This is a genomic window from Acidovorax sp. LjRoot66 (genome assembly GCF_964253305.1).
Lineage (GTDB): Bacteria > Pseudomonadota > Gammaproteobacteria > Burkholderiales > Burkholderiaceae_C > Acidovorax.
In genome coordinates, this window is sequence record NZ_CAXUQU020000001.1 from 4,196,049 (window position 1) to 4,222,453 (window position 26,405).

28 protein-coding genes are annotated in these 26,405 nt (G+C 66.0%); 18 read left to right on the forward strand and 10 right to left on the reverse strand.

What is annotated here, in order from left to right:
- Positions 1–2 precede the first annotated feature (2 nt).
- Positions 3–2,390: a YgiQ family radical SAM protein gene (locus ACSQ3Y_RS19675; protein WP_436178561.1), complete on the reverse strand. Its 2,388-nt coding sequence runs from the start codon at positions 2,388–2,390 to the stop codon at positions 3–5.
- 171 nt (positions 2,391–2,561) lie between these two features.
- On the opposite strand from ACSQ3Y_RS19675, the gene ACSQ3Y_RS19680 reads away from it, so the two are divergent.
- Entirely contained in the window at positions 2,562–3,506 is a 945-nt protein-coding gene (locus ACSQ3Y_RS19680; RefSeq protein WP_436178562.1) for a bifunctional helix-turn-helix transcriptional regulator/GNAT family N-acetyltransferase, read from the forward strand.
- Positions 3,503–4,033 carry a GNAT family N-acetyltransferase gene (locus ACSQ3Y_RS19685; RefSeq protein WP_057203128.1) on the forward strand — a complete coding sequence of 177 codons (531 nt, stop codon included), beginning with the start codon at positions 3,503–3,505 and terminating at the stop codon, positions 4,031–4,033. Before ACSQ3Y_RS19680 ends, ACSQ3Y_RS19685 begins: the two co-directional genes overlap by 4 nt.
- Positions 4,034–4,062: 29 nt before the next feature.
- On the opposite strand, the gene ACSQ3Y_RS19690 is transcribed toward ACSQ3Y_RS19685, so the two are convergent.
- Positions 4,063–4,269 (reverse strand): hypothetical protein, encoded by a 207-nt coding sequence (locus ACSQ3Y_RS19690; RefSeq protein ID WP_057203129.1) that lies wholly within the window; start codon positions 4,267–4,269, stop codon positions 4,063–4,065.
- A gap of 296 nt (positions 4,270–4,565) precedes the next feature.
- On the opposite strand from ACSQ3Y_RS19690, the gene ACSQ3Y_RS19695 reads away from it, so the two are divergent.
- The 4 genes from ACSQ3Y_RS19695 (at position 4,566) to ACSQ3Y_RS19710 (ending at position 8,058) form a co-directional block, all read left to right on the forward strand.
- Complete coding sequence (locus ACSQ3Y_RS19695) at positions 4,566–5,159, forward strand: IMPACT family protein (RefSeq protein WP_057203130.1); 594 nt, start codon at positions 4,566–4,568, stop codon at positions 5,157–5,159.
- Between the two features lie 83 nt (positions 5,160–5,242).
- A complete protein-coding gene (locus ACSQ3Y_RS19700) occupies positions 5,243–6,658 on the forward strand; it encodes a dihydrolipoyl dehydrogenase (protein WP_057267717.1) in 1,416 nt (471 codons plus the stop codon).
- 97 nt (positions 6,659–6,755) lie between these two features.
- Complete coding sequence (locus tag ACSQ3Y_RS19705) at positions 6,756–6,959, forward strand: YjfB family protein (RefSeq protein ID WP_057203132.1); 204 nt, start codon at positions 6,756–6,758, stop codon at positions 6,957–6,959.
- Between the two features lie 340 nt (positions 6,960–7,299).
- Positions 7,300–8,058, forward strand: a complete 759-nt coding sequence (locus ACSQ3Y_RS19710) for a DUF2628 domain-containing protein (protein ID WP_200961127.1) — start codon at positions 7,300–7,302, stop codon at positions 8,056–8,058.
- Between the two features lie 28 nt (positions 8,059–8,086).
- Here ACSQ3Y_RS19710 and ACSQ3Y_RS19715 read toward each other — a convergent pair whose 3' ends face one another.
- Entirely contained in the window at positions 8,087–9,103 is a 1,017-nt protein-coding gene (locus tag ACSQ3Y_RS19715; protein ID WP_436178563.1) for a GlxA family transcriptional regulator, read from the reverse strand.
- Positions 9,104–9,209: 106 nt separating this feature from the next.
- Between ACSQ3Y_RS19715 and ACSQ3Y_RS19720 the strand changes: the two genes are divergently transcribed.
- The 5 genes from ACSQ3Y_RS19720 (at position 9,210) to ACSQ3Y_RS19740 (ending at position 13,224) form a co-directional block, all read left to right on the forward strand.
- A complete protein-coding gene (locus tag ACSQ3Y_RS19720) occupies positions 9,210–9,890 on the forward strand; it encodes a DJ-1/PfpI family protein (RefSeq protein WP_436178564.1) in 681 nt (226 codons plus the stop codon).
- A gap of 25 nt (positions 9,891–9,915) precedes the next feature.
- The gene (locus ACSQ3Y_RS19725) at positions 9,916–10,908 is read left to right on the forward strand and encodes a tripartite tricarboxylate transporter substrate-binding protein (RefSeq protein WP_436178565.1); all 993 of its coding nucleotides are present in this window, start codon (positions 9,916–9,918) and stop codon (positions 10,906–10,908) included.
- A 93-nt stretch (positions 10,909–11,001) separates the two neighbouring features.
- A complete protein-coding gene (locus tag ACSQ3Y_RS19730; RefSeq protein WP_082604225.1) occupies positions 11,002–12,042 on the forward strand; it encodes a phytanoyl-CoA dioxygenase family protein in 1,041 nt (346 codons plus the stop codon).
- Between the two features lie 17 nt (positions 12,043–12,059).
- Positions 12,060–12,485 (forward strand): cupin domain-containing protein, encoded by a 426-nt coding sequence (locus ACSQ3Y_RS19735; RefSeq protein ID WP_436178566.1) that lies wholly within the window; start codon positions 12,060–12,062, stop codon positions 12,483–12,485.
- Between the two features lie 97 nt (positions 12,486–12,582).
- Positions 12,583–13,224 carry a hypothetical protein gene (locus tag ACSQ3Y_RS19740; RefSeq protein ID WP_436178567.1) on the forward strand — a complete coding sequence of 214 codons (642 nt, stop codon included), beginning with the start codon at positions 12,583–12,585 and terminating at the stop codon, positions 13,222–13,224.
- An 8-nt stretch (positions 13,225–13,232) separates the two neighbouring features.
- Here the strand turns inward: ACSQ3Y_RS19740 and ACSQ3Y_RS19745 are convergent, their stop codons facing one another.
- Positions 13,233–14,600, reverse strand: a complete 1,368-nt coding sequence (locus ACSQ3Y_RS19745; RefSeq protein WP_436178568.1) for a PQQ-dependent sugar dehydrogenase — start codon at positions 14,598–14,600, stop codon at positions 13,233–13,235.
- 155 nt (positions 14,601–14,755) lie between these two features.
- On the opposite strand from ACSQ3Y_RS19745, the gene ACSQ3Y_RS19750 reads away from it, so the two are divergent.
- Together ACSQ3Y_RS19750 and ACSQ3Y_RS19755 are read left to right on the forward strand one after the other, a co-directional pair.
- The gene (locus ACSQ3Y_RS19750) at positions 14,756–15,373 is read left to right on the forward strand and encodes a hypothetical protein (protein WP_436178569.1); all 618 of its coding nucleotides are present in this window, start codon (positions 14,756–14,758) and stop codon (positions 15,371–15,373) included.
- Positions 15,374–15,547: 174 nt separating this feature from the next.
- Complete coding sequence (locus ACSQ3Y_RS19755; protein WP_057203270.1) at positions 15,548–15,832, forward strand: DUF6150 family protein; 285 nt, start codon at positions 15,548–15,550, stop codon at positions 15,830–15,832.
- A 90-nt stretch (positions 15,833–15,922) separates the two neighbouring features.
- On the opposite strand, the gene ACSQ3Y_RS19760 is transcribed toward ACSQ3Y_RS19755, so the two are convergent.
- The 4 genes from ACSQ3Y_RS19760 to ACSQ3Y_RS19775 form a co-directional block, all read right to left on the reverse strand.
- Positions 15,923–16,855: a M48 family metalloprotease gene (locus ACSQ3Y_RS19760; RefSeq protein ID WP_057267722.1), complete on the reverse strand. Its 933-nt coding sequence runs from the start codon at positions 16,853–16,855 to the stop codon at positions 15,923–15,925.
- Positions 16,852–17,346: an SH3 domain-containing protein gene (locus tag ACSQ3Y_RS19765; protein WP_436178570.1), complete on the reverse strand. Its 495-nt coding sequence runs from the start codon at positions 17,344–17,346 to the stop codon at positions 16,852–16,854. The genes ACSQ3Y_RS19760 and ACSQ3Y_RS19765 overlap by 4 nt, the downstream gene beginning before the upstream one ends.
- A gap of 40 nt (positions 17,347–17,386) precedes the next feature.
- Positions 17,387–19,273 (reverse strand): adenylate/guanylate cyclase domain-containing protein, encoded by a 1,887-nt coding sequence (locus ACSQ3Y_RS19770; RefSeq protein ID WP_057267724.1) that lies wholly within the window; start codon positions 19,271–19,273, stop codon positions 17,387–17,389.
- A gap of 116 nt (positions 19,274–19,389) precedes the next feature.
- Positions 19,390–20,235 (reverse strand): fumarylacetoacetate hydrolase family protein, encoded by an 846-nt coding sequence (locus ACSQ3Y_RS19775; protein WP_436178571.1) that lies wholly within the window; start codon positions 20,233–20,235, stop codon positions 19,390–19,392.
- 275 nt (positions 20,236–20,510) lie between these two features.
- Between ACSQ3Y_RS19775 and ACSQ3Y_RS19780 the strand changes: the two genes are divergently transcribed.
- Both ACSQ3Y_RS19780 and ACSQ3Y_RS19785 read left to right on the forward strand, forming a co-directional pair.
- Positions 20,511–21,113 (forward strand): chromate transporter, encoded by a 603-nt coding sequence (locus tag ACSQ3Y_RS19780; RefSeq protein ID WP_436178572.1) that lies wholly within the window; start codon positions 20,511–20,513, stop codon positions 21,111–21,113.
- Positions 21,110–21,709, forward strand: coding sequence for a chromate transporter (locus ACSQ3Y_RS19785; protein ID WP_436178573.1), 600 nt, complete (start codon positions 21,110–21,112; stop codon positions 21,707–21,709). Before ACSQ3Y_RS19780 ends, ACSQ3Y_RS19785 begins: the two co-directional genes overlap by 4 nt.
- Here ACSQ3Y_RS19785 and ACSQ3Y_RS19790 read toward each other — a convergent pair.
- Entirely contained in the window at positions 21,697–22,713 is a 1,017-nt protein-coding gene (locus ACSQ3Y_RS19790) for a hypothetical protein (protein ID WP_436178574.1), read from the reverse strand. The two genes, ACSQ3Y_RS19785 and ACSQ3Y_RS19790, sit on opposite strands and share 13 nt — an antisense overlap.
- 307 nt (positions 22,714–23,020) lie before the next feature.
- Between ACSQ3Y_RS19790 and ACSQ3Y_RS19795 the strand changes: the two genes are divergently transcribed.
- The gene (locus ACSQ3Y_RS19795) at positions 23,021–23,974 is read left to right on the forward strand and encodes an aldo/keto reductase (RefSeq protein WP_436178575.1); all 954 of its coding nucleotides are present in this window, start codon (positions 23,021–23,023) and stop codon (positions 23,972–23,974) included.
- Positions 23,975–24,100: 126 nt separating this feature from the next.
- Here ACSQ3Y_RS19795 and icd read toward each other — a convergent pair whose 3' ends face one another.
- On the reverse strand, positions 24,101–25,360 hold the full coding sequence (gene icd / locus ACSQ3Y_RS19800) for an NADP-dependent isocitrate dehydrogenase (RefSeq protein ID WP_057203147.1): 1,260 nt from the start codon (positions 25,358–25,360) through the stop codon (positions 24,101–24,103).
- Positions 25,361–25,556: 196 nt separating this feature from the next.
- Here icd and ACSQ3Y_RS19805 point away from each other — a divergent pair, with 196 nt between their 5' ends.
- Both ACSQ3Y_RS19805 and ACSQ3Y_RS19810 read left to right on the forward strand, forming a co-directional pair.
- On the forward strand, positions 25,557–25,766 hold the full coding sequence (locus ACSQ3Y_RS19805; protein ID WP_057267738.1) for a hypothetical protein: 210 nt from the start codon (positions 25,557–25,559) through the stop codon (positions 25,764–25,766).
- Positions 25,767–25,967: 201 nt separating this feature from the next.
- Positions 25,968–26,393, forward strand: coding sequence for a DUF192 domain-containing protein (locus ACSQ3Y_RS19810; protein WP_436180143.1), 426 nt, complete (start codon positions 25,968–25,970; stop codon positions 26,391–26,393).
- The last annotated feature ends 12 nt before the right edge of the window (positions 26,394–26,405 follow it).

Below are 26,405 nucleotides of genomic sequence, written 5' to 3' on the forward strand. Positions count from 1 at the left end.
GGTCAGCGGCCCTTGCGGCCAGCCGAGGGCTTGGCCGAGCCGGTCACGCGCGGTGGCAGGCCGGTGTGCTGGGTGAGCATGCGGCCCTTTTGCGGCTGCGTGGACTTGAGCGCCACGCCCTGCGACGGCTTGGATGCCAGGCCAGGCGTAGCGGCCTTGGCTCCACCCGGGGTGGAGTTCTTGCGCCGTGCGCTCTGGTAGCCCCCATCGGTCAGCGGCTGGAAGGTCGGGATCAGGTGGTGCTTGCCGTTGCCGATCAGGTCGGCCCGGCCCATGGCCTTGAGCGCGTCGCGCAGCAGCGGCCAGTTGTTCGGGTCGTGGTAGCGCAAAAAGGCCTTGTGCAGGCGGCGGCGCTTGTCGCCGCGCACGATGTCCACACCCTCGCTGTCGCGCGTGATCTTGCGCAGCGGGTTCTTGTTGCTGTGGTACATGGCCGTGGCCGTGGCCATGGGGCTCGGGTAGAAGGTCTGCACCTGGTCGGCGCGAAAACCGTTCTTCTTGAGCCAGATGGCGAGGTTCATCATGTCCTCGTCGCTCGTGCCGGGGTGCGCCGCGATGAAGTACGGAATCAGGAACTGCTTCTTGCCCGCCTCTTCGCTGAACTTCTCGAACATCTGCTTGAACTTGTCATAGCTGCCGATGCCCGGCTTCATCATCTTCGTGAGCGGGCCCTGCTCGGTGTGCTCGGGCGCGATCTTGAGGTAGCCGCCCACGTGGTGCTGCACCAGCTCCTTCACGTATTCAGGGCTCTTCACGGCCAGGTCGTAGCGCAGGCCCGAGCCGATCAGGATCTTCTTGATGCCCTTGAGCGCACGGCCGCGGCGGTAGATCTTGATCAGCGGGTCGTGGTTGGTGCCCAGGTTGGAGCAGATGCCGGGGTACACGCAGCTGGGCTTGCGGCAGGCGGCCTCGATCTCGGGGCTCTTGCAGCCCAGGCGGTACATGTTGGCCGTGGGGCCACCCAGGTCCGAGATGGTGCCGGTGAAGCCGCTCACCTTGTCGCGGATGTCCTCGATCTCCTGGATGATGGAGTCCTCGGAACGGCTCTGGATGATGCGGCCCTCGTGCTCGGTGATCGAGCAGAAGGTGCAGCCGCCGAAGCAGCCGCGCATGATGTTCACCGAAAAGCGGATCATCTCCCACGCCGGGATCTTGGTCGTGCCTTCGTGGCTGCCGTTCTCGTCGGCATAGCTCGGGTGCGGGCCGCGCGCGTAGCTCAGGTCGAACACGTAGTCCATCTCGGCCGTGGTCAGCGGGATGGGCGGCGGGTTGATCCACACGTCGCGGGCGGTTACGCCCTCACCGTGCGCCTGTACCAGGGCCCGCGCATTGCCGGGATTGGTCTCCAGGTGCAGCACGCGGTTGGCGTGGGCGTACAGCACCGGGTCGCTCTTGACCTGCTCGTAGCTGGGCAGGCGGATCACGCTGCGATCGCGCGGCGGAACCTTGAGCTTGGCCTTGAGCGCCGGGTTGGCCACGAACAGCATGGGCCGGATGGCGGGGTTGGGCTCGGCCGCAGCGGCTGCGCCGACCTCTGCATCCAGCGTGCCATCTTCCTTGCTGCAGGTGCTGCCCTGGGCGGCGGCCTGCTCGCTGGTCGTCATGTAGGGGTTGATGTGCGCCTCGACCCGGCCCGGCTCGTCCACGCTGGTGGAGTCGATCTCGAACCAACCCTTGCCGGTCTCGTCGTCGGAGCGGCGCACGAAGGCCGTGCCGCGCACGTCGGTGATCTGCTCCACGGGCTCGCGCGCGGCCAGGCGGTGCGCCACCTCGACCAGGGCGCGTTCGGCATTGCCGTACAGCAGCAGGTCGCACTTGGCATCCACCACGATGGAGCGGCGCACCTTGTCGCTCCAGTAATCGTAGTGGGCAATGCGGCGCAGGCTGCCTTCGATGCCGCCCAGGATGATGGGCACGTCCTTGTACGCCTCGCGGCAGCGCTGGCTGTAGACGATGGCCGCACGGTCGGGGCGCTTGCCGCCTATGTCGCCGGGGGTGTAGGCGTCATCGCTGCGGATCTTGCGGTCCGCCGTGTAGCGGTTGATCATGGAATCCATGTTGCCCGCCGTCACGCCCCAGAACAGATTGGGCTTGCCCAGTGCCTTGAACGGGTCGGCGCTCTGCCAGTCGGGCTGGGCGATGATACCCACGCGAAAGCCCTGGGCCTCCAGCGTGCGGCCGATCACGGCCATGCCGAAGCTCGGGTGGTCCACATAGGCATCACCCGTCACCAGGATGATGTCGCAGCTGTCCCAGCCCAGTTGCTCCATCTCGGCGCGGCTCATCGGCAGGAACTTGGCCGTGCCGAAGCGCTTCGCCCAATAGGGGCGATAGCTGGTCAGCGGCTTGGCTGCGCGCGCGAAAAAGGAGACGTCGACGGGGGCGTTCATGTGGGGGGTGCGAGACCTCGAATGTGCAAGGCCGTTATGGATAACCCGCGATTTTACGTTGGCGGGCCCATTTTGTCGCCCTGCATCGGTTTGCCCTACCCTCTGTCCGGCCATGGATCGCCCATATATACTTGCTAAAGTCAATTAATTACATGACAAAGGCAATCAACCATGAAGAATACGGCCTCCGAAACCTCCGTCGATGCCATCAAGGCCGTGCGCCGTTTCAACCGTTTCTTCACGCGCCGCATCGGTGTGCTCGACCCCTACCTGGGCAGCGAACTGTCGCTGACCGACGTGCGCGTGCTCTATGAACTGGCCCACCGCGACGCCCTGGTGGCCAGCGACCTGGCCCGCGAACTGGGGCTGGACGGCGGCTACCTGAGCCGCATCCTGCGGCGCTTCGAGGGTGCGGGCTGGATCAGCCGCACGCCGAGCGCCAAGGATGCGCGCCAGAGCGAACTCACGCTGACGCCTGCCGGGCACGCCGCCTTTGCCCCGCTGCAGCAGCGCTCGCGCGACGAGGCAGCCGCCCTGCTCGCCCCCCTGCCAGCCCCCCGCCAGCAGGAACTGGTGCAGGCCATGGAACGCATCGAGGCATTACTTGAGCCCGCCGCAGCCACCGGCGGCCCCGCAAAGGTGGCCGTGCTGCGCGACCCGGTGCCGGGCGACATCGGCTGGGTGGTGCAGCAGCACGGCGAAATCTACGCCCGCGAATACGGATGGGACATGCGCTTCGAGGCTCTGGTGGCCGACATCGCGGCGCAGTTCGTGCGCAAGTTTCAGCCGGCCTGGGAAAAATGCTGGATCGCCGAGCTCGATGGCGAGCGCGTGGGCGCCATCTTTTTGGTACGCAAGTCGGCCACCACGGCCAAGCTGCGCATGCTGATCCTCTCGCCCAAGGCCCGCGGCCTGGGCCTGGGCGCTCGTTTGACGGACGAATGCATCGCCTTTGCGCGTGCCAAAGGTTACAAAAAAATGGTGCTGTGGACCAACAGTTGTCTCATTACCGCACGTTCGATCTATGCCAAACGGGGTTTCACCCTCGACAAGTCGGAGCCCTATGAGGACTTCGGGCAACAATTGGTGGGAGAAACCTGGTCGCTCAAACTATGACCCGCCCCTCTTCGACACCCACCCTGCGCCTGCTCACCCCGCACGATGACCTGGAGCGGCTGACGGCGCTCATCCACTCGGCCTACGCCCCGCACGCCGCCAAGGGCCTGCGCTACTGGGCAACCCACCAGACGGTGGAGGACACGGCCAAGCGCCTGGCCTCGGGCCTGGCACTGGTCATGGAAATCGAAGGGGACTATGCGGCCACCGCCACGCTGCGGGCACCGCAGCCGGAGTCGAAGGTAGCGCTGTACCGCGACAGCACTGTCTGGTCCATCACGCAGTTCTGCGTGGCGCCCCGCTTCAAGGGCCAGGGCCTGGGGAAGTTGCTGCACGCGGAGCTGGTGCAGAGGGCGCGCAATGCCGGGGCCGCCACCCTGGCACTGGACACGGCCCAACCGGCCCATGCATTGATTGCGATGTACGAATCCTGGGGCTACCGCGTGGTCGGCGAATGCGACTGGAGGCCGCTCACCAACTACACCAGCGTGCTCATGTCACGCCCGGTCGACAGCACGGCCGCATAAGCAGCCGCCGCCCCATGCGCCGATAGTTCTTACCACTCACCCACTTCACGCACGCGCTGGGCCAGGTCGAACTCTTCCTCGTCCTCGAAATCGGTCGCCGCATCGGCCCGCAGGGCGCTGGCGGCAGCGGCAGGAGACTGCACGGCCATGCGTGGCGTGGAAGATGCAGCGAAGCGGCCGAACACGTGGCTGGCCAGGGTGCTGGGGAGGGAGGCGGTCAATGGCAGTGCGAACATGGCGGGTCCTTGGGTACGTTTGCTTGCTTGTTGTTTGCCGAGAATAGTTATCGGCTATGGGGTCAAGTGTAGGAACGCACCGCGTCTGCGCTTGTGACAGAACGCACACTTACAGGCCCGAGCCCGACCAGCGGGCGCGCGGCTGTGACAGGCGTCACATAACTGCCACCTCTAGCGCCGCAGGTGAAGCATTTGCACCACACCCATCTGGGGGATGCCGGTGTACAGGCCCTGCCGCCGAGTGGCGTGGGCAACGCACAAAAACGCAATCCGCTGTGCCTTATGCTCTGCGCCCCATGCCACAGACCCTTGCAGCCCCCGCCCACAGTGAGCTCATCATCAAGAAGAGCCGCTTCATCGGCTGCGTGCAGCCTATGGCCGACCGCGCCAGTGCGCAGGCCGCCGTGGACGCGCTGTGGAAGCAGCACCCGGGCGCCGCACATGTCTGCTGGGCGCTGCTCGCGGGCGGCCAGTCGGCCGCCGTGGACGATGGCGAGCCCGGCGGCACGGCCGGCCGGCCCATGCTGGACGTGCTGCGCCACCAGGACCTGGAGGGCGTACAGGCCACGGTGGTGCGCTATTTCGGCGGGGTGAAACTGGGCGCGGGCGGGCTGGTGCGGGCCTACACCGACACCATCGCCCAGGCCTTGCTCACGGCGCCCAAAATCATTTTGCAGCGCATGGCCACGCTGCAGTGCATGGTGCCCTATGCGCTGGAAGGCCTGCTGCGCCGGGAGGTGGAGGCCGCCGGTGCCGAGCTGATCGACGTGCAGCACGGCTCGCTGGTCACCCTGCAGATGCGGTTGCCGCAAGCGCAGGCCGACGCGTTCGTGCTGCGCGTCAATGACCAAGGCCAGGGCCGGGTGGGCTGGACCGATACCGCCGCCTGAACACATTGGGCAACCCGCCTACAAGCCCAGGGTGCCACGCCCTTCAAACTACCGGCTCCAATGCACCTCGGGAGACGCGATCCATGGGCCAGCCGCTCGACACCATCATCATCGGCGCAGGCACGGCCGGCCTGGCCGCCCTGCGCGAGGTGCGCAAGCGCACCGAGCGCTACCTGATCGTCAATGACGGGCCCTGGGGCACCACCTGCGCCCGCGTGGGCTGCATGCCGTCCAAGACCCTGATCGAGGCGGCCAACGCCTTCCACCGGCGCCACGCCTTCGGCGAATTCGGCATCCGGGGCGCAGATGGCCTTACGGCCGACCTCCCCGCCGTGCTGCAGCGCGTGCGGGCGCTGCGCGACGATTTCGTGGCCGGCGCGATGCAGGCCACCGACGACCTGGGCGGCGCCAGCCTCTCGGGCCGCGCCGTGTTGCTGGATGCGCACACGGTGGACGTAGGCGGCGTGCGCTACCACGCCGACAGCATCATCATCGCCACCGGCTCAAGGCCCGTGGTGCCCGAGGAGTGGCTGGCCCTTGGCGACCGCATCCTGACCACCGACACCCTGTTCGAGCAGCAGACCCTGGGCCCGCGCGTGGCGGTAATCGGCATGGGCGCCATCGGCGTGGAGCTGTCGCAGGCCCTGGCGCGCCTGGGCCTGGAGGTAGCGGCCTTCACCAGCGGCCACACGCTGGGCGGCCTGAGCGACCCGACCCTGAATGCCGAACTGGCGGCACTGCTGAAAAAGGAAATGGTGCTGCACACCCATGCCAAGGCCGAGCTGCGCGAGGTGCCCGGTGGCATCGAGGTCAGCAGCGGCGCCAACCGCGTGGTGGTCGACCACGTCATCGCAGCCATGGGCCGCACGCCCAACATCGAGCACCTGGGGCTTGAGACCCTGGGCGAACCGCTGGATGAAAAAGGCATGCCCCACGTCGATCGACAGACCCAGCAGATCGGCAAGCTGCGCGTGTTCCTGGCGGGCGATGCCAACGACGATGCCGCACTGCTGCACGAGGGCGCCGACGAAGGCCATATCGCCGGCATGAATGCCCTGGCGGCCGAGCCCACGCGCTTCGTGCGCCGTGTGCCCTTGGCCATCGTGTTCTGCGACCCCAATGTGGCGGTGGTCGGCGTGCCCTTTTCCCAACTGGATCCGGCACACACCGTGGTGGGCGCCGTGGACTTCGACAGCCAGGGCCGGGCCCGAGCCGCCCTGCGCAACCAGGGGCGCTTGTGCGTGTATGCGGACAAGGGCAGCGCCCGGCTGCTGGGCGCCGAGATGTGCGCCCCCGGCGGCGAGCACCTGGCCCACCTGCTGGCGCTGGCCGTGCAGCAAAAGCTCACGGTGCACCAGTTGCTGGGCATGCCCATCTACCACCCGGTGCTGGAGGAAGGCCTGCGCACGGCCTTGCGCAATGCCGCCCGGCATCTTCCCGACGCCAGCGCATCGGACCTGGCGGCCTGCACGCCCATCGGGGTTGCCGCGCTGGAATGAAGGGGGCCGCACGGCGCCCCAGGATGTAACAGTGCGCAAACGCCCTTCATTTCAGGCGCAGAATGCCGATAAGAGAGACAAGATTCGGAGAACCCGCATGGATGTCGCACTCACCAACAGCATCGTCAACACCGCCACGGCCCTGGCCAGCCGCGAGACTTCGGACGCCATCAACATCACCGTGCTGAAGAAGGCGCTGGACATCCAGGCCACTTCGGCCGCCACGCTGCTGCAGGCCCTGCCCCAGCCACCGCTGGCCACCTCGGGCTCGCTGGGCACCCAGGTCAACACCTTTGCCTGACCACTGGACCGGAATCTTCCCTTTTTCTCCAAGGTAAGCCCCTCCCAAGCCGCCCCTAGAGGCGGCATTTTTTTGTGCCTTTGCCTGGCCCTGCGGGTGGCGGCCTCCCTGCCATGGCGGCACAGAAGCCCCTCGTGCGCAACGGCCACCGGCATCGTTACAAGATGTAGGTAGACTGGTGAATGAAGAGTAGCCCTGCCTGTCACTGCAATGCGCATTCCATGTACCGCACGGTGGCAAGGCAGTTGGCGGGAGGTGCCGCACTGGCCACCAACGGCTGTGCGCGATGCAGTGCATTCCATATCCACTTGAAAGGCGAAAAATGGCTGAGGCAGTCAAGATGATCAACAACTCCACCGGAATCACCAAGACGGGATTCCATGGGTTTTCATGGACCACTTTTTTCTTCGGTCCGTTCCCCGCCTTGTTTCGAGCGGACTACCTCACGTTCATCGGATATTTCGCCGTTGCCGTCATCTTCGCCGCCATGACGGCAGGCTTGAGCTGGCTCCCGATGTGCATCATCTGGGCCTTCATCTACAACGGCTTCTACACCAAGAAGCTGCTGGAAAAAGGCTACACCTTCAATGACATGCCAGAACGCGTGAACGCAGCCATTGCAGAGCTAAAGCTGGATTCGTCCAGGTACCAGCCTGATGTGCCCGCAGCGTCCCCCAGCCAGGCAACCAATCGATTCATGGGCGAGATGTCCGTGGACAACGACGCCTACAAGCTGTTCCTGGTCAAGAAATACAACATCGAGAAGAACACCACGCTCGATAAATTCGTCGCCAACGAAAAGCTCTTTGGCACCGTGGAGGATGCCATTGCCTACGTCGATGGCATCGAAAAAGGAATCGCGGCCGAACACAGCCAGCGCGCGGCACAACAACAGAATGAAGCCCGGCAGCAGGAGGAAGCTGCCCGCCAGTCCGCCCTGCTGAGCGAGACGGTCGTCGAAGAGGGCAAACTCGCAGGCACACAGTGGACGTACCGCCTGCACCAGGACGGCTCCGTCGTGGTCAAGGATGAGCACGGTGCTGAAACCCGCTACAAGTCCATGGCAGCCGCCAAGGCGGTCATCACCTGGTGGGAGTGACACCCGGCAGCGGCCCGGGTTGCGCCCGTCAGGCGCCAGCCGCCGCAAACCGCTCGCGGTAGCCCTTGGGTGACACGTTCAGGTGGCGCATGAATGCGCGCCGCATCACCTCTTCCGAATTGAAGCCGCACTGCACCGCAACCGCCTTGTTGCTGTGCCGGTGCGCCTCGATCAGGCGGCAGGCCTTCTCCAGGCGGATGCGCTCGACCGCATGGGCGGGCGTGGTGCCGGTGTGGGTGGTATAGAAGCGCGCAAAGGTGCGCAGGGTCATACCCATCTGGTCGGCCATGCGCGCCACATTGATGTCAGAGCGCAGGTGCTCGGCAATCCAGGCGTGCAGCCGGGCGATGCGCTGGTCGCCGGCCGTCTGCTCCAGCAGCGCACTGCTGAACTGCGACTGCCCGCCGGGCCGCTTGTAGAACACCACCAGCTTCTTGGCAACGGCCATCACGATGTCGCGGCCCAAGTCGGCCTCGACCATGCCCAGCGCCATGTCGATGCCGGCCGTGACCCCGGCCGAAGTCCACACCCGCCCCTGGCGGAAGTAGATCGCATCGGGCTGCACCGCAATTGCCGGAAAGCGGGACGACAGCTGCTCGCAGGCGGCCCAGTGGGTCACCGCCCCCGCCCCATCGAGCACGCCGGCGTGCGCCAGCACGAAAGCGCCGGTGCACACCGATGCCAGCCGCTCGATGCGCGGTGACGCCTGCTGGATCCACCGCGCCAGGGCTGCCGCCGCAGGCGTGTCTGCCGCTTTGCATGATGGCGCCGCTGGCCGGAACACTCCGGGACCTCCAGGCACCACCAGGGTCTGCACGGTTCGGGCCAGCCGCTTGGTCAAGGGCCGCGCAAGCACCTCGACCCCGCTGGAGCTGCTGGTCGCGCCCCCTTCCAGCCCATAGACAGCGGTCTCGTAGACCGCAGGCCGCCCCGCCAGCCGAAGCTCGTCGTTGGCCGTGGCAAACACCTGCAGCGGCCCGCTCACGTCGAGCAGCTGGAACTGATCGAACACAAGAAACCAGACTTGGTGCGCAGGGTGGGCCATGGGGAGGTAAAGCAGGTTGGCAGAAATCGTGGTGCTTGTGTCCTGACGGACAAACAGACCGATCCTACAGTGGAGCCATCCCTCCCACCCACGAAAGCCAACCCCCATGAACATCGGCATGCTTGTATTTCCGGACATCACGGCCATCGACTACGTCGCACCCGCCGACCTTCTGGTGCGCATACCCGGCGCGCAATTGCACCTGGTGTGGAAGCACACCGACCCGGTCCGCACGGAACTGGGCTGGGAATTCCGCCCCACGGCGTCCTTCGATACCTGTGGCCAGTTGGACATGCTGGTCGTCCCCGGCGGGCCGGGCATCGAGGCGCTGCTGAGCGATGGGGAGACCCTGGCATTCCTCGCACGCCAGGCCCAGGGAGCGCAATGGATCGTAGGCATCTGCACCGGCCCGCTGGTGCTGGGCGCGGCCGGCCTGCTGCAAGGCTACCGGGCCACCTGCCACTGGGGATCGCACGAACTGCTCTCGCTGGTGGGCGCCACGCCGGTCGACAAACGGGTGGTGGTGGACCGCAACCGCATCACCGGTGCCGGCATGACCTCGGGCATCGACTGTGCGCTGCAGGCGATTGCGCTGGCCAGCAGCACCGAAGTGGCCCAGGGCATCCAGCTGTTTGCCGAGTACGACCCAGAGCCGCCCTTTGACACCGGCTCGCCGCACAAGGCGCCGGCCTCCCTGGTGCAGGCCGCGCGGGCCCGGCTGCATCCCATCGTCGAGCGGCGCCGTGCGCTGCTCACGGCCCGACACGCAGCGACCACTGCGGCCTGAATCCCCACCCCGAACGGAGGACACCATGAACCACCCACGCCCCTTCTCCGCCACCCGTCGCTGCCTGCAAGCCGCACTGCTGGCGCTCCCACTGCTGGCCGTCACCACCGGCGCCTCTGCGCAAACCTACAGCGGCCCCATCCGCATGCTCGTCGGCTACCCGCCGGGCGGCCCGGCGGATACCACGGCACGCATCGTGGCCGAAAAGCTCGCCGTGCAACTGGGCCAGCCCGTGCTGGTGGACAACAAGCCCGGCGCGGGCGGGCAGATTGCCGCCCAGGCCCTGAAGGCCGCGCCCGCAGACGGCTCCGTCATCTTCATGAGCAACACCCACACCGTGGCCATGGTGCCGCTGACCATGAAGGCACCGGGCTTTGCGCCCGCCACCGACTTCCGGCCCCTGGGCGCCGTGGCCAACTTCGAGCTGGCGCTGGCCATGCACCCCAAGACAGGGGCTGCGAACCTGGCGGAACTGGGTACCTGGTTCGCCGCCCACCGCAACGAGGCCAGCATCGGCGTGCCCGCCCCGGCCAGCGCACCGGAGTTCATTGCCGGCGAAGTGGCGCGCCAGCTCAAGGCCGACATCGTGCCCGTGGCCTACCGGGGCGCCACCCCCATGGTGACGGACCTGCTGGCCGGGCAGATCGCGGCCGGCGTGTCGGGCATCTCGGATTTTCTGCAGTACCAGAAGGCGAGTCGGCTGCGCATCGTGGCGGTCAGCCGCACAACGCCCTTGCTGCCGGGTGTACCCTCGTTCGCGCAGGCGGGCCTGCCCAGCCTGGACGCAACCAGCGACTTCCTGGGCCTGTACGCCCCTGCCGGGCTGAACGACGCGACCGTGGCCCGCTACAACACGGCGCTGAACCAGGTGGTGGCCCTGCCCGAGGTGGTGGCCAAGCTGCAGGCCAATGCCATGACACCGGCTGCAGGCACGCCCGGCGAGCAAGCACTGCGGCTGGCACAGGTATCCAGGGCGCTGGCAGCGCTGGTCGCGCAAAGCGGGTTCGTACCCCAGTAAGCGGGTCCGGATTCATTGCTTGGCCGGACATGCCCAGGCTGTTACAAAGGAGTGCCCGCACAACCCCAGCACCCACAGCTATTTGCCTCCTGCATGTCCTCCGCACCGCACTCCGCCGACACCCTCTGCTCTCCCCATGACCGCGGCGCGCTGCAGGTGCCCTACCTCAAGCGCTGCTGGTCCAGCTGGATGGCCGCGCGCCAGGGCCAGGCGGGCTCGGGCATGCAGGAAGCACATCGCACCCAGATCGTGCTGGCCGCACTGGGTGTGGGGCTGGAGCAGACCATGCAGCACGTGCTGCGCGAAGCACCGGACTTCGCCGACTTCGAGGACTGGATCGTGCGCACTGCGGGTGCACCCGACGCCGCCACCGTGGCACGCATCCAGGCCCTGGTCGACGGTGGCCCGCCGCCCGATGCGCTGCGGGAACTGCACGCCCGGATAGAGGCCATGCCGCCCGTGCTCGACGCGGCCGATCTGGCGCACTGGGACACCCATGGCTACGTGGTCGTGCGGCAGGCCGTGCCCGCAGCCGACAGCGCCGCCGCCGCGCAGGTGGTGTGGGACGCGGTGAACGCCACGCCGGACGACCCGGAGTCCTGGTACCCCCATGCACCGCGCAACATCATGCTGCAGTTGTTCCAGCACCCGGCCTTCGAGAAGAACCGCCGCTCCCTGCGCATCCACAAGGCCTTTGCCCAGCTGTGGGGCACGGCCGACCTGTGGCGCAGCACCGACCGCTGCGGCTTCAACGTGCCCGAGCGCCCGGGCCATGCCTACGGTGCACAAGGGCTGCACTGGGACGTGAGCCTGGCCCAGCCCATCCCGTTCTGCACCCAGGGCATCCTGTACCTCACCGACACACCGCCCGAGCAGGGGGCACTCACCGTGGTGCCCGGCTTTCACCGCACGGTGGGCGACTGGCTGGCCCGCCTGCCACCCGGCGCCGATCCGCGCCGCCAGGACTTCCAGGCCCTGGGTGCCACGCCCGTCGGCGCAGGCGCAGGCGATCTCGTGATCTGGCACCAAGCCCTGCCCCACGGTGCCAGCCCCAACCGGGGAACCCGGCCGCGCCTGGTGCAGTACATCAACATGTTCCCCGCCGAGGTGGCGACCCACGACACCTGGCTTTGACAAGGAGACACCCCGCCATGGACACCACCCCAGCCAATCCAGCCAATCCAGCCAATCCAGCCTCCACCTTCGTGGCCACGCACGCCACCAACGCCCCCTTCACGCGCGGCCTGCGCTCGTTCTTCGAGTACCGCGACCTGGGCATCAAGGACGCCACCGACGGCCGCGTGGTGGCCCACGTGATCCGCGCTGCGGGCGGTGCCGAATTTTCGAGCCAGCCGCACCTGCACCGCACCACTTTCCAGCTAGTCTACATCCTCAAGGGCTGGATCGAGTTCGAATACGAGGGACAGGGCGTGGTGCGGCTCGAGGCCGGCTCCTGCGTGTACCAGCCGCCCGGCATACGGCACCGAGAGCTGGGGCACAGCGAGGACGTGGAGATGCTGGAGGTGGTGATGCCGGGCGAGTTCCCCACCGAGCTGGTCGATTCGGTGGGCGCCTGACAACGCCAGGGCGCCAGCGCGCGCCGGTAGACTTCATGCACCAGGAACAAAGCGAGGGAGTGCAATGGGCGTCGGCAGATTTTTTTCGTGGGTCATCGTGGTGATCCTTGCGCTGGTGCCGGTCAACTGGCTCCGGCTGTGGCTGCAGGGGGAGATTCCCCCCAGTGCCACGCTTTTGCAGGCCGTGATCGGCGTGGCCCTTTGCTGGGGTATCGCGGGCGCCCTGGGTTTCTTTCTGGTGGTGAGTGCGCGCGGCATCAGAATCCGCAAAGCCCGCGAACAGCAAGCCCTCGTGCGCTTGCAGGAACAGCCCCTGACCCCAATGGTTCCGCGCCAGGCCTTGGTGCGGCCCGGAGAAGTCGCCTATGCAGCGGTCGAGGCGGGCCTGCGAGAGGTCCACACCGTGGGCTACGAAACCGAGACAGCGGGAACCAGCCACCCGCAACTGTTTGGCGTGGGCACCAACCACCACAGCAATGCCACCAGCATGGCAGTGAACGAGGCCCTCATCGTCGCTACCGGGGAGCTGGTGGTGACCGACGAGCGCGTCATCTTCGCGGGCGACCACAAGTCCTTTGTCCTGGCGCTCAACGCTCTGGTGAATATCAGCGCGTACACCAACGGCTTCACGCTGAGCGACGGCCGGGCCACCCACACGGTGGTCATTGCAGACCCCTACCAGCACACGGTCTTCCGGATCACGCTCCAGAAGGCACTGCAAGCGGTCGGAATGCGCTGAATTCCGGGCTACCTGGGTGCTGCTGCACCCACGCGCCACACGGCGTTGCCCACGTCATCGGCCACCAGCAAACCACCGCGCGCATCCACGGCCACACCCACGGGGCGGCCATAGGCATCGCCGTCCGGGCTCACAAAACCGGCGAGCACGTCGATGGGCAGGCCCGAAGGCTGGCCATCGACAAACGGCACGAACACCACCTTGTAGCCGCTGCGCGGCTTGCGGTTCCACGAGCCATGCTCGCCCACGAAGGCGCCGCTGGCCAGCTGTGGCGCCAGGGCCGGCCCTTGCGAAAACGCCATGCCCAGCGGCGCCACATGCGAGCCCAGGGCATAGTCAGGCGACACGGCCTTGGCCACCAGGTCGGGCCGGGGCGGCTGCACGCGCTCATCCACATGCTGGCCGTAGTAGCTGTAGGGCCAACCGTAGAAGGCGCCATCCTTGACCGAGGTGAGGTAGTCGGGCACCAGGTCGCTGCCAATCTCGTCGCGCTCGTTGACCACCGTCCACAGCGCGCCCGTACCGGGCGCCCAGCCCAGGCCGTTGGGGTTGCGCAGGCCGCTGGCGAAGATGCGGTGGGAGCCGCTGGCGCGGTCCACCTCCCAGATGGCGGCACGGCCCTCTTCGGCCTGCATGCCGTTCTCACCCACGTTGCTGTTGGAGCCCACGGTCACGTAGAGCTTGCTGCCGTCGGCGCTGGCGATCAGATTCTTGGTCCAGTGGTGGTTGATGGGGCCGCCGGGCAGGTCCACCAGCTTAGTGCCCGGGGCGGTGATGCTCGTTTGCCCCGCCTCATAGGGAAAGCGCACAACCGCATCGGCATTGGCCACGTAGAGTTCATTGCCCACCAGGGCCATGCCAAAAGGCGAGTTCAGGTTCTGCAAAAACACGTTCCTGGTTTCGGCCTTTCCATCGCCGTCGGCGTCGCGCAGCAGCGTGATGCGGTTGGCCGAGGGGCGTTTGCCCGAGCCGGCCTTGCCCATCACCGTTTTCATGACCCAGCCCTTGATGGCGCCGAGCACACCACCCGATGGCGCGCCCTCGCCCTTGGGCGGCGCCTGGCTTTCGGCCACCAGCACGTCGCCGTTGGGCAGCACCAGCACCCAGCGCGGATGGTCGAGCCCGGTGGCCAGCGCCGTGACCGACAGTCCCGCCACGCTGGTGGTGGGCATGGCTCCCTCGGGCCAGCCTGTGGCAGGGGCGATGTGCAGCGTGGGAATCAGCGATTGGTTCGGCGCCGGCAAGGTGGGCGACTTGCCCATGCCCTGCTCGGGCGAGAGGATGGCAGTGTCGCCGCATGCGGCAAGGCTGGCGGCCAGCACCGTGCCTGTGAGCAGCGGCCAGAGGCGCGATGTCAGCGAGAAGGAAAATAGCATGGCGAGGGACCTTTGAGGCGGCCTTTGTGGCGGGAGGTGGGTGCAGTGTGGACGGCCAGGCACGCGCGCCCTGTCAGCCGACTGCGCAAAATGCGCAGCCCCGAGTTACATTTATTTCCGCAAGCTTCCTGCATTGGCCGCCACAAAAACCTTCCATGAGACTCAAGACCGTTGTCCTGCTGGCGATCATTTTGCTTGTCGGCTTTTTCGCCGTCGAGAAGCTGCGCGTGGGCCGGGTGGACAAGCGGCTGCAGGGCCAGTCGACCACGCAGCAAGTGTTTGCCGAGGTACCGCAGCAGACCTCCACCAGCGCTGCCCCCTTTGCGTTGAAGGAGTACCAGGTCAAACCACTGGCCCAGTTCGCCATACGCGCCAGGGTGCTGGGGCGCGAGGAATACTCCTTTGGCCGCGAAGCCGATCTGTCCCCCGTGGACCTTGCCTTGGGCTGGCGGCGCATGGCCGAGCCGGCGGTGTACGAGCCCTTGAACATCACCCAGGGCGGGCGCTGGTACCGCTATTCGTGGTCGAGCCAGCCACCGATCCCCCTGCAGGAGATCATCGAGTCATCGGCCAACATGCACATGATCCCGGCCAACGCGGCCGTGGAGCGGGTGCTCAAAAAGGCGCGCACGGGGCAATTCATCCGCATCACCGGCCAGTTGGTGGAGGTAACGCACCCCGGCGGCTGGCGCTGGACCAGCTCACTCACCCGCTCGGATTCGGGCGCCAACTCCTGCGAGCTGATCTTCGTGGAGACGGCGCAAGTGGAGTAGCCACTTCGGTGCGCTGAAAAAGACAAAATTTCACCGACAAGGTGTCCAGATGTGACGCCTGTCGGTTCCGTGGAATTTTTCACGGTTTTTTGGATAACCTTGCACTGGCGACACAAGGCAATGCCGCCGGCGCGACTTTTGGCCCCGTCTCCAGTGCACGAAGAGGAACTCCCCATGGCGAAGATTCTGGTCACCAAGTACGAACACCAGGCCGATGCAACCGTCTGCGAAGTGGCCCATGAAAGCCAGGCCGACCTGTGCTGGTACGAGGCCGCCTACGAGCCCCAGGCGCGCGGGGACACCACCTGGTACTTTGTTGACTACGCAACCCAGGCCAGCTTCAAGATCTTCAAGGTGAAGTTCGAGAGCCAGGCCGACATCAAGGCCTTCCAGGTCAAGACGCCCGAGCAGGCGGGCTGGCGCGATGCGGGTAACAGGTTCAAGGGCAAGATGGGCTGAGCCGCTGCCCGCCAGAAATGAAAAACCCCTGCCTTGCAATGCACGGCAGGGGTTTTTGCCATGGGCGGCATCGCCGCCGCCCTGCAGGCATCAACGCAGCTGGCGCTTGATGGCGTCGTAGCGGGCTTCGTTGCTCACGTTCGCGGCCGAGCCAAACTTGCTGGACATGAACGGCTGTAGTTTCTCCAGGCGGTCCTTGGGGGCCGGATGGGTCGAGAACAGCACTTCATACGCCTGATTGGAGCCTGAACCGGTGGCTGCATACATGTTCAGCACCGTGGGCAGACCAATGGGTGCGTAGCCGGCCCGGGCGGCGTAGAGCACGCCCTGGCGGTCGGCATCGAACTCGTCCGACTGGTCCAGACCCTTGGTGTACAGATTGCGCACCAGGCCCACCATGGCAGAGCTCACCATGGCATTGCCCGAGCGTGCCTGCACCACGCCGCCGGCAGCCTGGGCAAAGCCACCCTTCTTGATGGCGGCCAGGTAGTGGCCGCGCGTCACGTGGGCGATTTCGTGGCCCAGCACGCCGGCCAGTTCCGATTCGGACTTGAGCTGGCGCAACAGGCCGACGGTGACGAACACGAAGCCGCCGGGTGTGGCGTAGGCGTTCACGGCGTCGGAGTCGATCACGCCAAAGCGCCAGGCAAACTGGATGTCCTTGCCGTCCTTGTCCTTGGGCTTTTCAGCCTGCGCGGCCACCCACCAGCCGACCTGGCTCACATAGCGCTGCACAGCTTCGTTGCGCAGCAGCGGGCGGGCACCCAGCAGCACGGACGCGAAGTCATTGCCCATGGCGCGCTGCTCTTCGGCCGAATAGTCCTTGAATGCAGCGGATGCACCCTGGATCACGTCCATGACGCCGCCAGCACGCGAGCCGCCGCCGGAACCGCCACCCAATACGGAGGAGATGGCCCCCAGCCCGCCGGGTGCGCCGCCAGCAGCAGGCATGGTTTCACAACCGGTCAGCAATACGACGGCAGCCAGCACCAGCGCGGCGGCCTTCAAGCGTTGGAGTTTCATTTTTCTGCTCCGGTGTAAGCGTCAATCTTCTGCGCCACGACCTTGCCGCTGCGCGCAAACTGCTCGGCCTGGCCCATGTTGATGGCGTACTTCTCAAGCTGTGCCATTTCAGCCGGATTCGGCTGGGCGTTGGCGATCTGTTCCTTGGTGAGTCCCTTGGTGCCGGTGGACGCAGTAGGCGCATTGCTGCGTGGGGAGAACAAGCCTGCCAGGTTGGTACCAGAATTGGACGGAGCAGCGGCTGGCGCGACAGCTTGCATGGTTTTCACGAAGTTCAAGCGCACCCAGCCTTCCAGTTCACCGAACTTCACCTTGATCCAGCCGACCTGCGCTTCGATCTGTTCGAGCTTGCTGCCCTTGACCAGCCTCGTTACCACCTTGCCATTTGTGGCCGGCATGGCGCGCAGCTCGGTGGGGGTGGTGACTTCCAGCTGTTGGGCGTGCGCACCGAGGCCCAGCCCCAGCAGCAGCGCAATCAGCAAGCCCTTCAAAAGGCCTACGAATGATGTGTTCACTTTCCTTCTCCTCTCTCTATGTCAAAACCGGGGTTGCGGCGGGTGCCGATTCCCCCATTGGCGAGCGGCGCTGCGGCTCAAAAAGCCGCACCGCCTGGTCACGGCCCTTTACTTCGAAATCGCCGCGGTCAATGAAAACAAATGTTTCCCCACATTGTGCCCTTGTCGACTCGGAAACCAAAACCCGGGCTATGCCTTTTGTGCAACCTTCGATGCGGCTGCACAGGTTGACGGCATCGCCGATTGCGGTGTAATCCAGCCGGCGCGATGTGCCCAGAAATCCGACGACGGCCGACCCCGTGTGCACGCCGATACCGATGTCGAATTTGGCGGTGGGGTCTTCGCGTGCCATGTCGTCGGCAAAGCGCTGCAGTGCATCGGCCATGCCCAGTGCCGCCTCCACCGCCAGCACGGCGTGGTTGGGCTGGGCGATGGGCGCCCCCCAGAAGGCCATGATGGCGTCGCCGATGAATTTGTCCAGCGTGCCCTGGTAGCGGAAGATCACCTCCACCTGCATTTCGAAATAACGGTTGAGGATGTTCACGATCTCCTCGGGCTTGCGGTGCTCCGACAGGCTGGTGAAGCCCCGGATGTCCGAGAACAATAGCGTGATCTCGCGGCTGGCGGAAACCTCGGCCTGGGCAACCGTTTCAGACAAATCCTGCACGATGCGTGGATCCACGAAGCGCGAGAACATGGCCTGCACATGGCGCCGTTGCCCCATCTCCAGCCGCGAAGACAGCAGCCCAAAGGCCAGCAACGCCACCGCCCCCAGCACCAGCGTGGACACCGGCATCCAGTACACATGGCTCTGCTGCAACACCAGCAGACTGACCCCAATGGCCGCAGCCACCAGCGCGGCATAGCCCGTGATCACCCAGATGGGTGACATGCGAACAACGAAGGCCACCGCAAGAGTGCAGATCAATACCAGCACCAGGGCCGGATTTGCCCAAACCGGGGCCTCACGCAACCAGTCATTGTTCTGCAGGTTGGCTATTCCAGTGGCCAAAACAAAGGGGCCGGGGGTCGTGGCATCGAACGGCGTGGGAACGAAGTCGAAAATTCCGCTGGCCGTGGCACCGATCACGATGATCTTGCCATGGGCGTCGAAAGGCAGTTTGCCGCCCTCCATCTGGGTCGCCAGATAGGCCTTCGCGTAGGGAATGCGTGTGAACTCCGTGCCGTACCAGTTCAACCGGAAACCCGGCTGCTTGGGTTTGGGCAGTTGCAGTGCATCGGCCACCCGCCCGATCATGTGCGGTATCCACCAACCATCGACCTCGCGGCCCAATTCGGTATGGCGGCCGATGCCATCGCGGTCCTTGATGAAGTTGATGTACCCCGTGCGCCAGGCGTCGGGGGGCAGGGCCAACGGCGCCTCGATGCCGTAGCTGGCCTTCGGGTCGGCATGCTCCAGCGCCCGTATGCCCATCACCGGCGGCGCCATGGACAGTGGCGCCTTCTGCTCCGCCCCATCCATGAGGAGCATGGGAACAAAGGCGCGCTCGAAAGCCAGCGCCTTCGCCAGTTCTGCGTCGTTTTCGGGGCGAAAGCGGTCGGGTTGCGAAAGGAACAGATCAAGCACGATGGCGCGCGGCTGCTGTGCCACCAGCGCATTGATCAGCTCGGCGTGGATCACGCGCGGCCAGACCCACTTGCCCGCGATGTCGAACATCTGCGGGTCCATCAGCGATGGCTGGTCAATGTCGATCAGCACCACGTCGTCCGGCGGCTTGCGGCTGTCCGCATGCCAGCGCAGGAGCGCATCCCCGACACGGTTGTCGAGGGCATCGAGCTTGTGCCACGTGGTCACCTCGAACAGCGCCAGCGCGCAGAGCATGAGGCACAGCACGGCATACAGCGCACGACGGCCAAAGCGCTGGCGCAGCCGGGTGAGCACGGTCGATGAATGGTGGGAAGGGGCAGACGACACAGGCCAGAGTATCCACGCCCGGCTTTGCCTGCGGCAAGCGCATCTACCCTGCGCGTTGTGCGCCCCCTACTCCCCCAAGCCCATCAGCCGCCCGCGCAGACCTGCCGCTGCTCGCCCAGCCCCGTCGCGCCCAGGCGAACCACGTCGCCCGGCTTGAGGAACCAGGGCGCGGGCTTCTGGCCCAGGCCCACGCCGGCGGGCGTGCCGGTGAGCACGATGTCGCCGGGCTCCAGCGTCATGAACTGGCTGATGTACGCAATCACCTGGGGCAGGCCGAAGATGAAGTTGCGCGTGTTGCCGTTCTGCACGCGCTGGCCATTGACTTCGAGCCACAGGTCCAGTGCATGCGGGTCGGCCACCTCGTCGGCGGTCACCAGCCAGGGGCCGACGGGGGCGAAGGTGTCGTAGCTCTTGCCCTTGACCCACTGGCCGCCGCGCTCGATCTGGTAAGAACGCTCGGACACGTCGTTGGCCAGCACATAGCCCGCCACGTGCTGCAGCGCGGCTGCCTCGTCCACATGGCTGGCGCGTGTGCCGATGACCATGCCCAGTTCCACCTCCCAGTCGGTCTTCAGTGAGCCGGGCGGAATGCGCACTTCATCGTTCGGGCCGCTCAGCGAGGTGATGGCCTTCATGAACAGCACCGGCTCGGCAGGCGCCTGCATGCCCGCCTCGGCCGCATGGTCGGCGTAGTTCAGGCCCACGCAGACGATCTTGCCCACGCCACCCACGGGGCAGCCCAGGCGCGGCGCGCCTTCCACCGCCGGCAGGCGGGTGGCGTCGATGGCGGCCAGGGCTGCAAGGGTGCGCGGGTTGAGCTGGGCGGGCCCCAGGTCGGGCAGCAGCATCGACAGGTCGCGCAGCACGCCTTGGGCGTCGAGCAGGCCGGGGCGCTCGGCACCGGGTTGTCCGTAACGGAGGAGTTTCATGTCGGGAATGGTTCAGGATGCGGGAAGGCGCCAGCATACCCATCTGCGAGACGTTTAAGGCAACGCTGAATAAGTCCTCGCGATGGCGCATGCCCTGATTTGGGATGGGCTGCCAGGCGCAAAGCGCAGCCATAGCCGGTGCTATGGCGAGCATTTGCAACGCCGCAGACCGCCCAAAGCAGGGTGTGCGACGCGTGAAGGACTTGTTCAGCGTTGCCTTAACATCACGGGGTAGCGCCGCGATGGCGTCCAGCCCCTGTCCTGTCCAGCTTTCCATGGCCCCAGCCGCCCCACCCTCCCCTGCGCCCCACACCCCGCTACCGCCACGCCCGGCACCGCGCAACTGCAACGACCTGTTCTGGTCCTTCACCTGGCTGGCGCTGCAGGGCTTTGGCGGCGTGCTGGCGGTGGTGCAGCGCGAACTGGTGGAACGCAAGCGCTGGATGACGAACGAGGAGTTCGTCGAGGAATGGGCCGTGGCGCAGATCATGCCGGGCCCCAACGTGGTCAACCTCTCCATCACCATCGGCGACCGGTATTTCGGCTGGCGCGGCGCCCTGGCGGCGCTGGCCGGCATGCTGCTGTTTCCGCTCATGCTGGTGCTGTCGCTGGCCGTGGTCTATGCCCAGTTTGCCAGCCACCCGGCCGTGGCCGGCGCCCTGCGTGGCATGGGCGCGGTGGCGGCCGGGCTGATCGCGGGCACGGGCCTGAAGCTCTCGGCCACGCTGCGCACCCACCCGCTCGGGCCGGCGGTGTGCTCGGTGGTCACGGTGCTGACCGTGGTGGCCATGGCCGTGCTGCGCTGGCCATTGATGTGGACGCTACCGATCCTGGGCGGCGCGGCCTGTCTGCTCACCTGGCGAAAGCTCGCACCATGACCGGCGCCACCATCAGCCTGGGCTGGGCCGACTGGCTGCAGCTGTTCCTGTACTACATGTCGCTGTCGCTGCTGGCCGTGGGCGGCGCCATTGCCACGGCGCCCGACATGCACCGCTTTCTCGTGGAAAAGCAGACTTGGCTGACCGACCCGCAGTTCAACGCCTCCATCGCCATCGCCCAGGCCGCCCCCGGGCCGAATGTGCTCTTCATCGCCCTGCTGGGCTGGAACGTGGGGCTGAACGCCGGGGGTGCGGGCCCGCTGGGCTGGGCCCTCGGTGCCCTGGGCATGGCGCTGTGCATGCTGGGGGTGATGCTGCCCAGCAGCCTGCTGACCTGGCTGGCCACGCGCTGGGGCCACCGCAACCGCGAACGGCGCGGCGTGCGCGCCTTCAAGCAAGGCATGGTGCCGGTGGTCATCGGCCTGCTGCTGGCCACCACCTGGGTGCTGGCCCAGGCCCATGGCGGCCTGGCCACCGCCTGGCCGCTGTGGCTGGTGACGGTGGTGACCATGCTGCTGGTGTGGAAGACGCGCCTTCACCTGCTGTGGATGCTGGGCGCGGGCGCGCTCCTCGGTGCCCTGGGCTATATGGGCTGACCGTTGATGTGCGAGCTGGACTTGATGTACAGCGTGATCGGGTTGCCTGCGCCATCGTCGCCGGTGATCACCAGGGGCAGGCCGCTACCCTTGGCCGTCCATCCGGCCGACCGGCGTGCGCCATTCGTCCATTCGAACTTGCAGGCCGTATAGGTACCGGCCGGTACTGTGACGCTTTCCTGGCCTCGGTAGGTAAAGGTCTGCGCTTCACGGACGGTGCTCGTCTGGGTTGGCAATCCCGGTATTTCCATGGTGGTCTGCCGCACCTCGTTCAAGGTGTAGCTCTCGTTCACGGCCAGCGAAAAATCGCGGATCCGGTTCACCGGGGTGTTCACGATCGTGGTTCGGGTACCTGCCAAGGGCACGTCCATGAGCACGATGCTTCCGTAGCGCAGCAGTACGGGCCCCTGCGGCGTGTTCTCCACGCTTTCGTACTCCCGCACGCGGGAGGTGAATGGGGGCGCCCCGGCCCGGCCCACCGACACGGTGCGCTCGGTTTCGATCACGCCCGTCTGCCCCGCAAAACTGGCCGGGCCATTGATGCGCCCCTCGGTGCTGAACTGCACGGCGCCGTCACTGGACTGCCAATCCCAACGGTAGGTCGTTCCCTGCTGCAACAGCACCGGGTTGAAGCAATCCGACGCGGCGCCGGTGCCCGTGCCGGGGGGAGGCACGGACGTGGTCTCGCACAGCGCAGCATTGAGCTGGCACATGGCCGCCGTCAGGTCCACAATCTGCCCCGCGGTCTGGGTCTGGCTGGCCACGAGAAACTTGCCATCGCTGAAGGCAAAGGCATTGCCCACCGAAGGGTAGAACCGGTAGGCATAGGGCCCGGCCATTCCGTCCTGCCCGGCACCGGGCGGAAAAAGGGCGGGGAACGAGCTTTCAAGCCATTGCCGCGCCGCGTCGCGGCTGGAGGGGCGTACCGACAGCTGCGCCTGGGCGGTGGCGGCAACCGATACGCCGAGTGCCAGCGCTGCAAAGCGCCTGATGGATGATTGCATCATGGTTTCTCCGGTGAAGGCGTAGACCAGGAGCTCTGCATACCCCGGCTTGCCAGATATCCCCGCGTGAACAGACCCTGTCACCTGCAAGGCACGGGTTCCCTGCAGGCTGGGCGAAGTGTCCTCTTTGCAGGGCACTGAAGTCCATAGGCCCACTGGCTGGCAGGCGCCCCCGCCGTGAACAACATCACGCACAGGCCTGCCCCTATCGCACGCACGAAGGGCGCTGTCCTCAGCAGGACTCAAAAAAAGCAGCAACAATGCTTCCGAACAGTCCCCCGCATCCCCATCCAAGGAACCCCACTCCATGAACCTTCGTCCCCTCGGCCGCTCGGGCCTGCAAGTTTCCCCTCTGTGCTTTGGCGGCAACGTCTTCGGCTGGACGGCCGATGAGGCCACCTCGTTCCGGCTGCTCGACGCCTGGGTGGACGCCGGCTTCAACTTCGTCGACACGGCCGACGTGTACTCGCGCTGGGCGCCGGGCCACACGGGCGGCGAGTCCGAGGCGGTGATCGGCCGCTGGCTCAGGCAGACCGGCAAGCGCAACCGCATCGTGCTGGCCACCAAGGTGGGCAAGGACATGGGCGACGGCAAGGTGGGCCTGCGCCCCGAGTACATCCGCCAGGCGGTGGACGCCTCGCTCACGCGCCTGCAGACCGACCACATCGACCTCTACCAGTCGCATGACGACGATGCCGCAGTGCCGCTGGCCGACACGCTGGGCGCCTACAGCGACCTGATCAAGGCCGGCAAGGTGCGCGCCATCGGCGCCTCCAACTTCACGGCGGCACGCCTGGCAGAATCCCTGCAGACCAGCGAAAGCCTGGGCCTGGCCCGCTACGAGAGCCTGCAGCCCCTGTTCAACCTGTACGACCGCGCCGTCTTCGAAAAGGAACTGCAGCCGCTGTGCGTGGAGCAAGGCGTGGGCGTGATCAACTTCTATGCGCTGGCCGCCGGCTTTCTGACCGGCAAGTACCGCACCGAGGCCGATGCCGCCAAGAGCGCCCGCGGCAAGAACACCACGGCAAAGTACCTCAACGAGCGCGGCCTGCGCATCCTGGGCGCGCTGGATACCGTGGCGGCCCGCATTGGCGCCACCCCCGGCCAGGTGGCCGTGGCCTGGCAGATCATGCAGCCGGGCATCACCGCACCGATTGCCAGCGCCACCTCGCTGGCGCAGCTGCAGGACCTGGTGAAGGCCAGCCAGCTCACGCTGGATGCCGAGGCCTTGGCCACGCTGGGCGCCGCCAGCGCGGAGTGAAAGGGTCAAAACCCACGGAAGCATTACACACCGTGGAATCGATGCGAACCTGGCATGCATAAAAAAGCCCGTCACCACAGTGACGGGTTGGCTTCCAGGGTTCTCAAGAACCCAGGTCAATCACGATCACATGTGGTCGATCATCACCTGCCCGAAGCCCGAGCAGCTCACCTGCGTGGCCCCATCCATCAGCCGCGCGAAGTCATAAGTCACCTTCTTCGACGCAATCGACTTCTCCAGCGAGCTGATGATCAAATTGGCCGCCTCGATCCATCCCATGTGGCGCAGCATCATCTCGGCCGAGAGGATTTCGGAGCCCGGGTTCACATAGTCCTTGCCGGCGTACTTGGGGGCCGTGCCGTGGGTGGCTTCGAAGCAGGCCACCGAGTCGGACATGTTGGCGCCCGGCGCGATGCCGATGCCACCGACTTGGGCGGCCAGTGCGTCGGAGATGTAGTCGCCGTTGAGGTTGAGCGTGGCCACCACCGAGTATTCGGCGGGGCGCAGCAGGATCTGCTGCAGGAAGGCATCGGCGATGCTGTCCTTGATGGTGATGTCCTTGCCCGACTTGGGGCTCTTGAACTTGCACCAGGGGCCGCCGTCAATCAGCTCGGCGCCGAATTCCTTTTGCGCCAGGGCATAGGCCCAGTCGCGGAACCCGCCCTCGGTGTACTTCATGATGTTGCCCTTGTGCACGACGGTCACACTGGGCTTGTCGTTGTCAATGGCGTACTGGATGGCCTTGCGCACCAGGCGCTCGGTGCCTTCGCGCGAGACGGGCTTGACGCCGATGCCCGAGGTGTTGGGGAAGCGGATCTTCTTGACGCCCATCTCGTCCTGCAGGAACTTGATGAGCTTTTTGGCCTTGTCGGATTCGGCCTCGAACTCGATGCCGGCGTAGATGTCTTCCGAGTTCTCGCGGAAGATCACCATGTTGGTCTTTTCGGGCTCTTTCAGGGGCGAAGGCACGCCCTTGAAATACTGTACCGGGCGCAGGCAGACGTACAGGTCGAGCTCCTGGCGCAGGGCCACGTTCAGCGAGCGGATGCCGCCGCCCACGGGCGTGGTCAGCGGGCCCTTGATGGACACCACGTACTCGCGCAGCACGGCCAGCGTTTCCTCGGGCAGCCACACGTCGGGGCCGTAGACCTTGGTGGATTTTTCGCCCGCGTAGACCTCCATCCACTGGATCTTCTTTTTGCCGCCATAGGCCTTGGCCACGGCGGCATCGACCACCTTGATCATGACCGGCGTGATGTCCAGACCGGTACCGTCACCTTCGATGTAAGGAATGATCGGCTCGTCCGGCACATTCAGGGACATGTCGGCGTTGACGGTGATTTTCTGCCCTTGGGCAGGCACCTTGATGTGCTGGTAGCTGGTCATGGGCGAAGGTCTCCGTTGGATATCTGAAACACAATGGGGCAGGCCGTGCGGGGTGCAGCCAACCACAAAGATTCTATAGACAAAAAAATGCCGGAAAGCCCTGTCAACCGTGCGGGGGCTGCTATCGTTGCAGGTGGAGCTTCGTGAATTTTTTGCGAAGCCCTCAACCCGATAGTTCGTCTAGGAAATGGCATATATGAAAAAACTCCTCGCTGTCCTGATGGCTGGTCTGTTCTCTGCCGGTGCTTTCGCACAGGCCCCAGCCGCCCCTGCTGCCGCACCCGCTCCAGCAGCTGCTCCCGCGGCAGCCCCCGCCCCCATGGCCAAGGCGGCACCGGCCCACAAGCAGTCCAAGAAAATGGCACAGAAGAAGACCAAGAAGCACGCCAAGAAGGCCGCAGCCTGATGCGGCTGGGGGTTTGTGCCCTGCACTGACCCCTGCACCGCTGGTTTGCTTCAGAATCGCCCGCAACCGCGGGCGTTTCCGTTTCTGGCGCCCGTCCCGTCATCCCGTTGCCGAAAGAGTCCCATGACCCGCCTGAGCCGTACCCGCCCCGCCGCCCGAGCCCTTGCCCCCCTTCGCCTGCTGGTCGCTGGCGTACTGGCCATGTCGCTCGCTGGTCTGGCTGCCACCGCCCAGGCCCAGGAAGGCCCGCAGCTGAACCTGCAGCGCGTGGAACTCTCCGCCGGCATGCACCGCATCGACGCCCAGGTGGCACTGGCGCCGCAGGAGCGCCAGATCGGCCTGATGAACCGCCCCGAGATGCCCCAGCACGAGGGCATGCTGTTCGTCTTCGAGCAGCCCAGCGAGCAGTGCTTCTGGATGAAGAACACGCTGCTGCCGCTGACGGCCGCCTTCGTCGCGGACGACGGCACCATCGTCAATCTGGAGGACATGAAGCCCCAGACGCTGGATTCGCACTGCTCCAAGAAGCCCGTGCGCTTCGTGCTGGAGATGAACCAGGGCTGGTTTGCCAAAAAGGGCATCAAGGCGGGCTTCAAGCTCGGTGGCGCGCCCTTCTCGCGCAAGTGAACCTGCTGCGCC

Coding starts and splice junctions, on each gene's coding strand:
- ACSQ3Y_RS19675 (WP_436178561.1), bottom strand. CDS start 2,390: ATGAACGCCCCCGTCGACGTCTCCTTTTTCGCGCGCGCAGCCAAGCCG.
- ACSQ3Y_RS19680 (WP_436178562.1), top strand. CDS start 2,562: ATGAAGAATACGGCCTCCGAAACCTCCGTCGATGCCATCAAGGCCGTG.
- ACSQ3Y_RS19685 (WP_057203128.1), top strand. CDS start 3,503: ATGACCCGCCCCTCTTCGACACCCACCCTGCGCCTGCTCACCCCGCAC.
- ACSQ3Y_RS19690 (WP_057203129.1), bottom strand. CDS start 4,269: ATGTTCGCACTGCCATTGACCGCCTCCCTCCCCAGCACCCTGGCCAGC.
- ACSQ3Y_RS19695 (WP_057203130.1), top strand. CDS start 4,566: ATGCCACAGACCCTTGCAGCCCCCGCCCACAGTGAGCTCATCATCAAG.
- ACSQ3Y_RS19700 (WP_057267717.1), top strand. CDS start 5,243: ATGGGCCAGCCGCTCGACACCATCATCATCGGCGCAGGCACGGCCGGC.
- ACSQ3Y_RS19705 (WP_057203132.1), top strand. CDS start 6,756: ATGGATGTCGCACTCACCAACAGCATCGTCAACACCGCCACGGCCCTG.
- ACSQ3Y_RS19710 (WP_200961127.1), top strand. CDS start 7,300: ATGATCAACAACTCCACCGGAATCACCAAGACGGGATTCCATGGGTTT.
- ACSQ3Y_RS19715 (WP_436178563.1), bottom strand. CDS start 9,103: ATGGCCCACCCTGCGCACCAAGTCTGGTTTCTTGTGTTCGATCAGTTC.
- ACSQ3Y_RS19720 (WP_436178564.1), top strand. CDS start 9,210: ATGAACATCGGCATGCTTGTATTTCCGGACATCACGGCCATCGACTAC.
- ACSQ3Y_RS19725 (WP_436178565.1), top strand. CDS start 9,916: ATGAACCACCCACGCCCCTTCTCCGCCACCCGTCGCTGCCTGCAAGCC.
- ACSQ3Y_RS19730 (WP_082604225.1), top strand. CDS start 11,002: ATGTCCTCCGCACCGCACTCCGCCGACACCCTCTGCTCTCCCCATGAC.
- ACSQ3Y_RS19735 (WP_436178566.1), top strand. CDS start 12,060: ATGGACACCACCCCAGCCAATCCAGCCAATCCAGCCAATCCAGCCTCC.
- ACSQ3Y_RS19745 (WP_436178568.1), bottom strand. CDS start 14,600: ATGCTATTTTCCTTCTCGCTGACATCGCGCCTCTGGCCGCTGCTCACA.
- ACSQ3Y_RS19750 (WP_436178569.1), top strand. CDS start 14,756: ATGAGACTCAAGACCGTTGTCCTGCTGGCGATCATTTTGCTTGTCGGC.
- ACSQ3Y_RS19755 (WP_057203270.1), top strand. CDS start 15,548: ATGGCGAAGATTCTGGTCACCAAGTACGAACACCAGGCCGATGCAACC.
- ACSQ3Y_RS19760 (WP_057267722.1), bottom strand. CDS start 16,855: ATGAAACTCCAACGCTTGAAGGCCGCCGCGCTGGTGCTGGCTGCCGTC.
- ACSQ3Y_RS19775 (WP_436178571.1), bottom strand. CDS start 20,235: ATGAAACTCCTCCGTTACGGACAACCCGGTGCCGAGCGCCCCGGCCTG.
- ACSQ3Y_RS19780 (WP_436178572.1), top strand. CDS start 20,511: ATGGCCCCAGCCGCCCCACCCTCCCCTGCGCCCCACACCCCGCTACCG.
- ACSQ3Y_RS19785 (WP_436178573.1), top strand. CDS start 21,110: ATGACCGGCGCCACCATCAGCCTGGGCTGGGCCGACTGGCTGCAGCTG.
- ACSQ3Y_RS19790 (WP_436178574.1), bottom strand. CDS start 22,713: ATGCAATCATCCATCAGGCGCTTTGCAGCGCTGGCACTCGGCGTATCG.
- ACSQ3Y_RS19795 (WP_436178575.1), top strand. CDS start 23,021: ATGAACCTTCGTCCCCTCGGCCGCTCGGGCCTGCAAGTTTCCCCTCTG.
- icd (WP_057203147.1), bottom strand. CDS start 25,360: ATGACCAGCTACCAGCACATCAAGGTGCCTGCCCAAGGGCAGAAAATC.
- ACSQ3Y_RS19805 (WP_057267738.1), top strand. CDS start 25,557: ATGAAAAAACTCCTCGCTGTCCTGATGGCTGGTCTGTTCTCTGCCGGT.
- ACSQ3Y_RS19810 (WP_436180143.1), top strand. CDS start 25,968: ATGTCGCTCGCTGGTCTGGCTGCCACCGCCCAGGCCCAGGAAGGCCCG.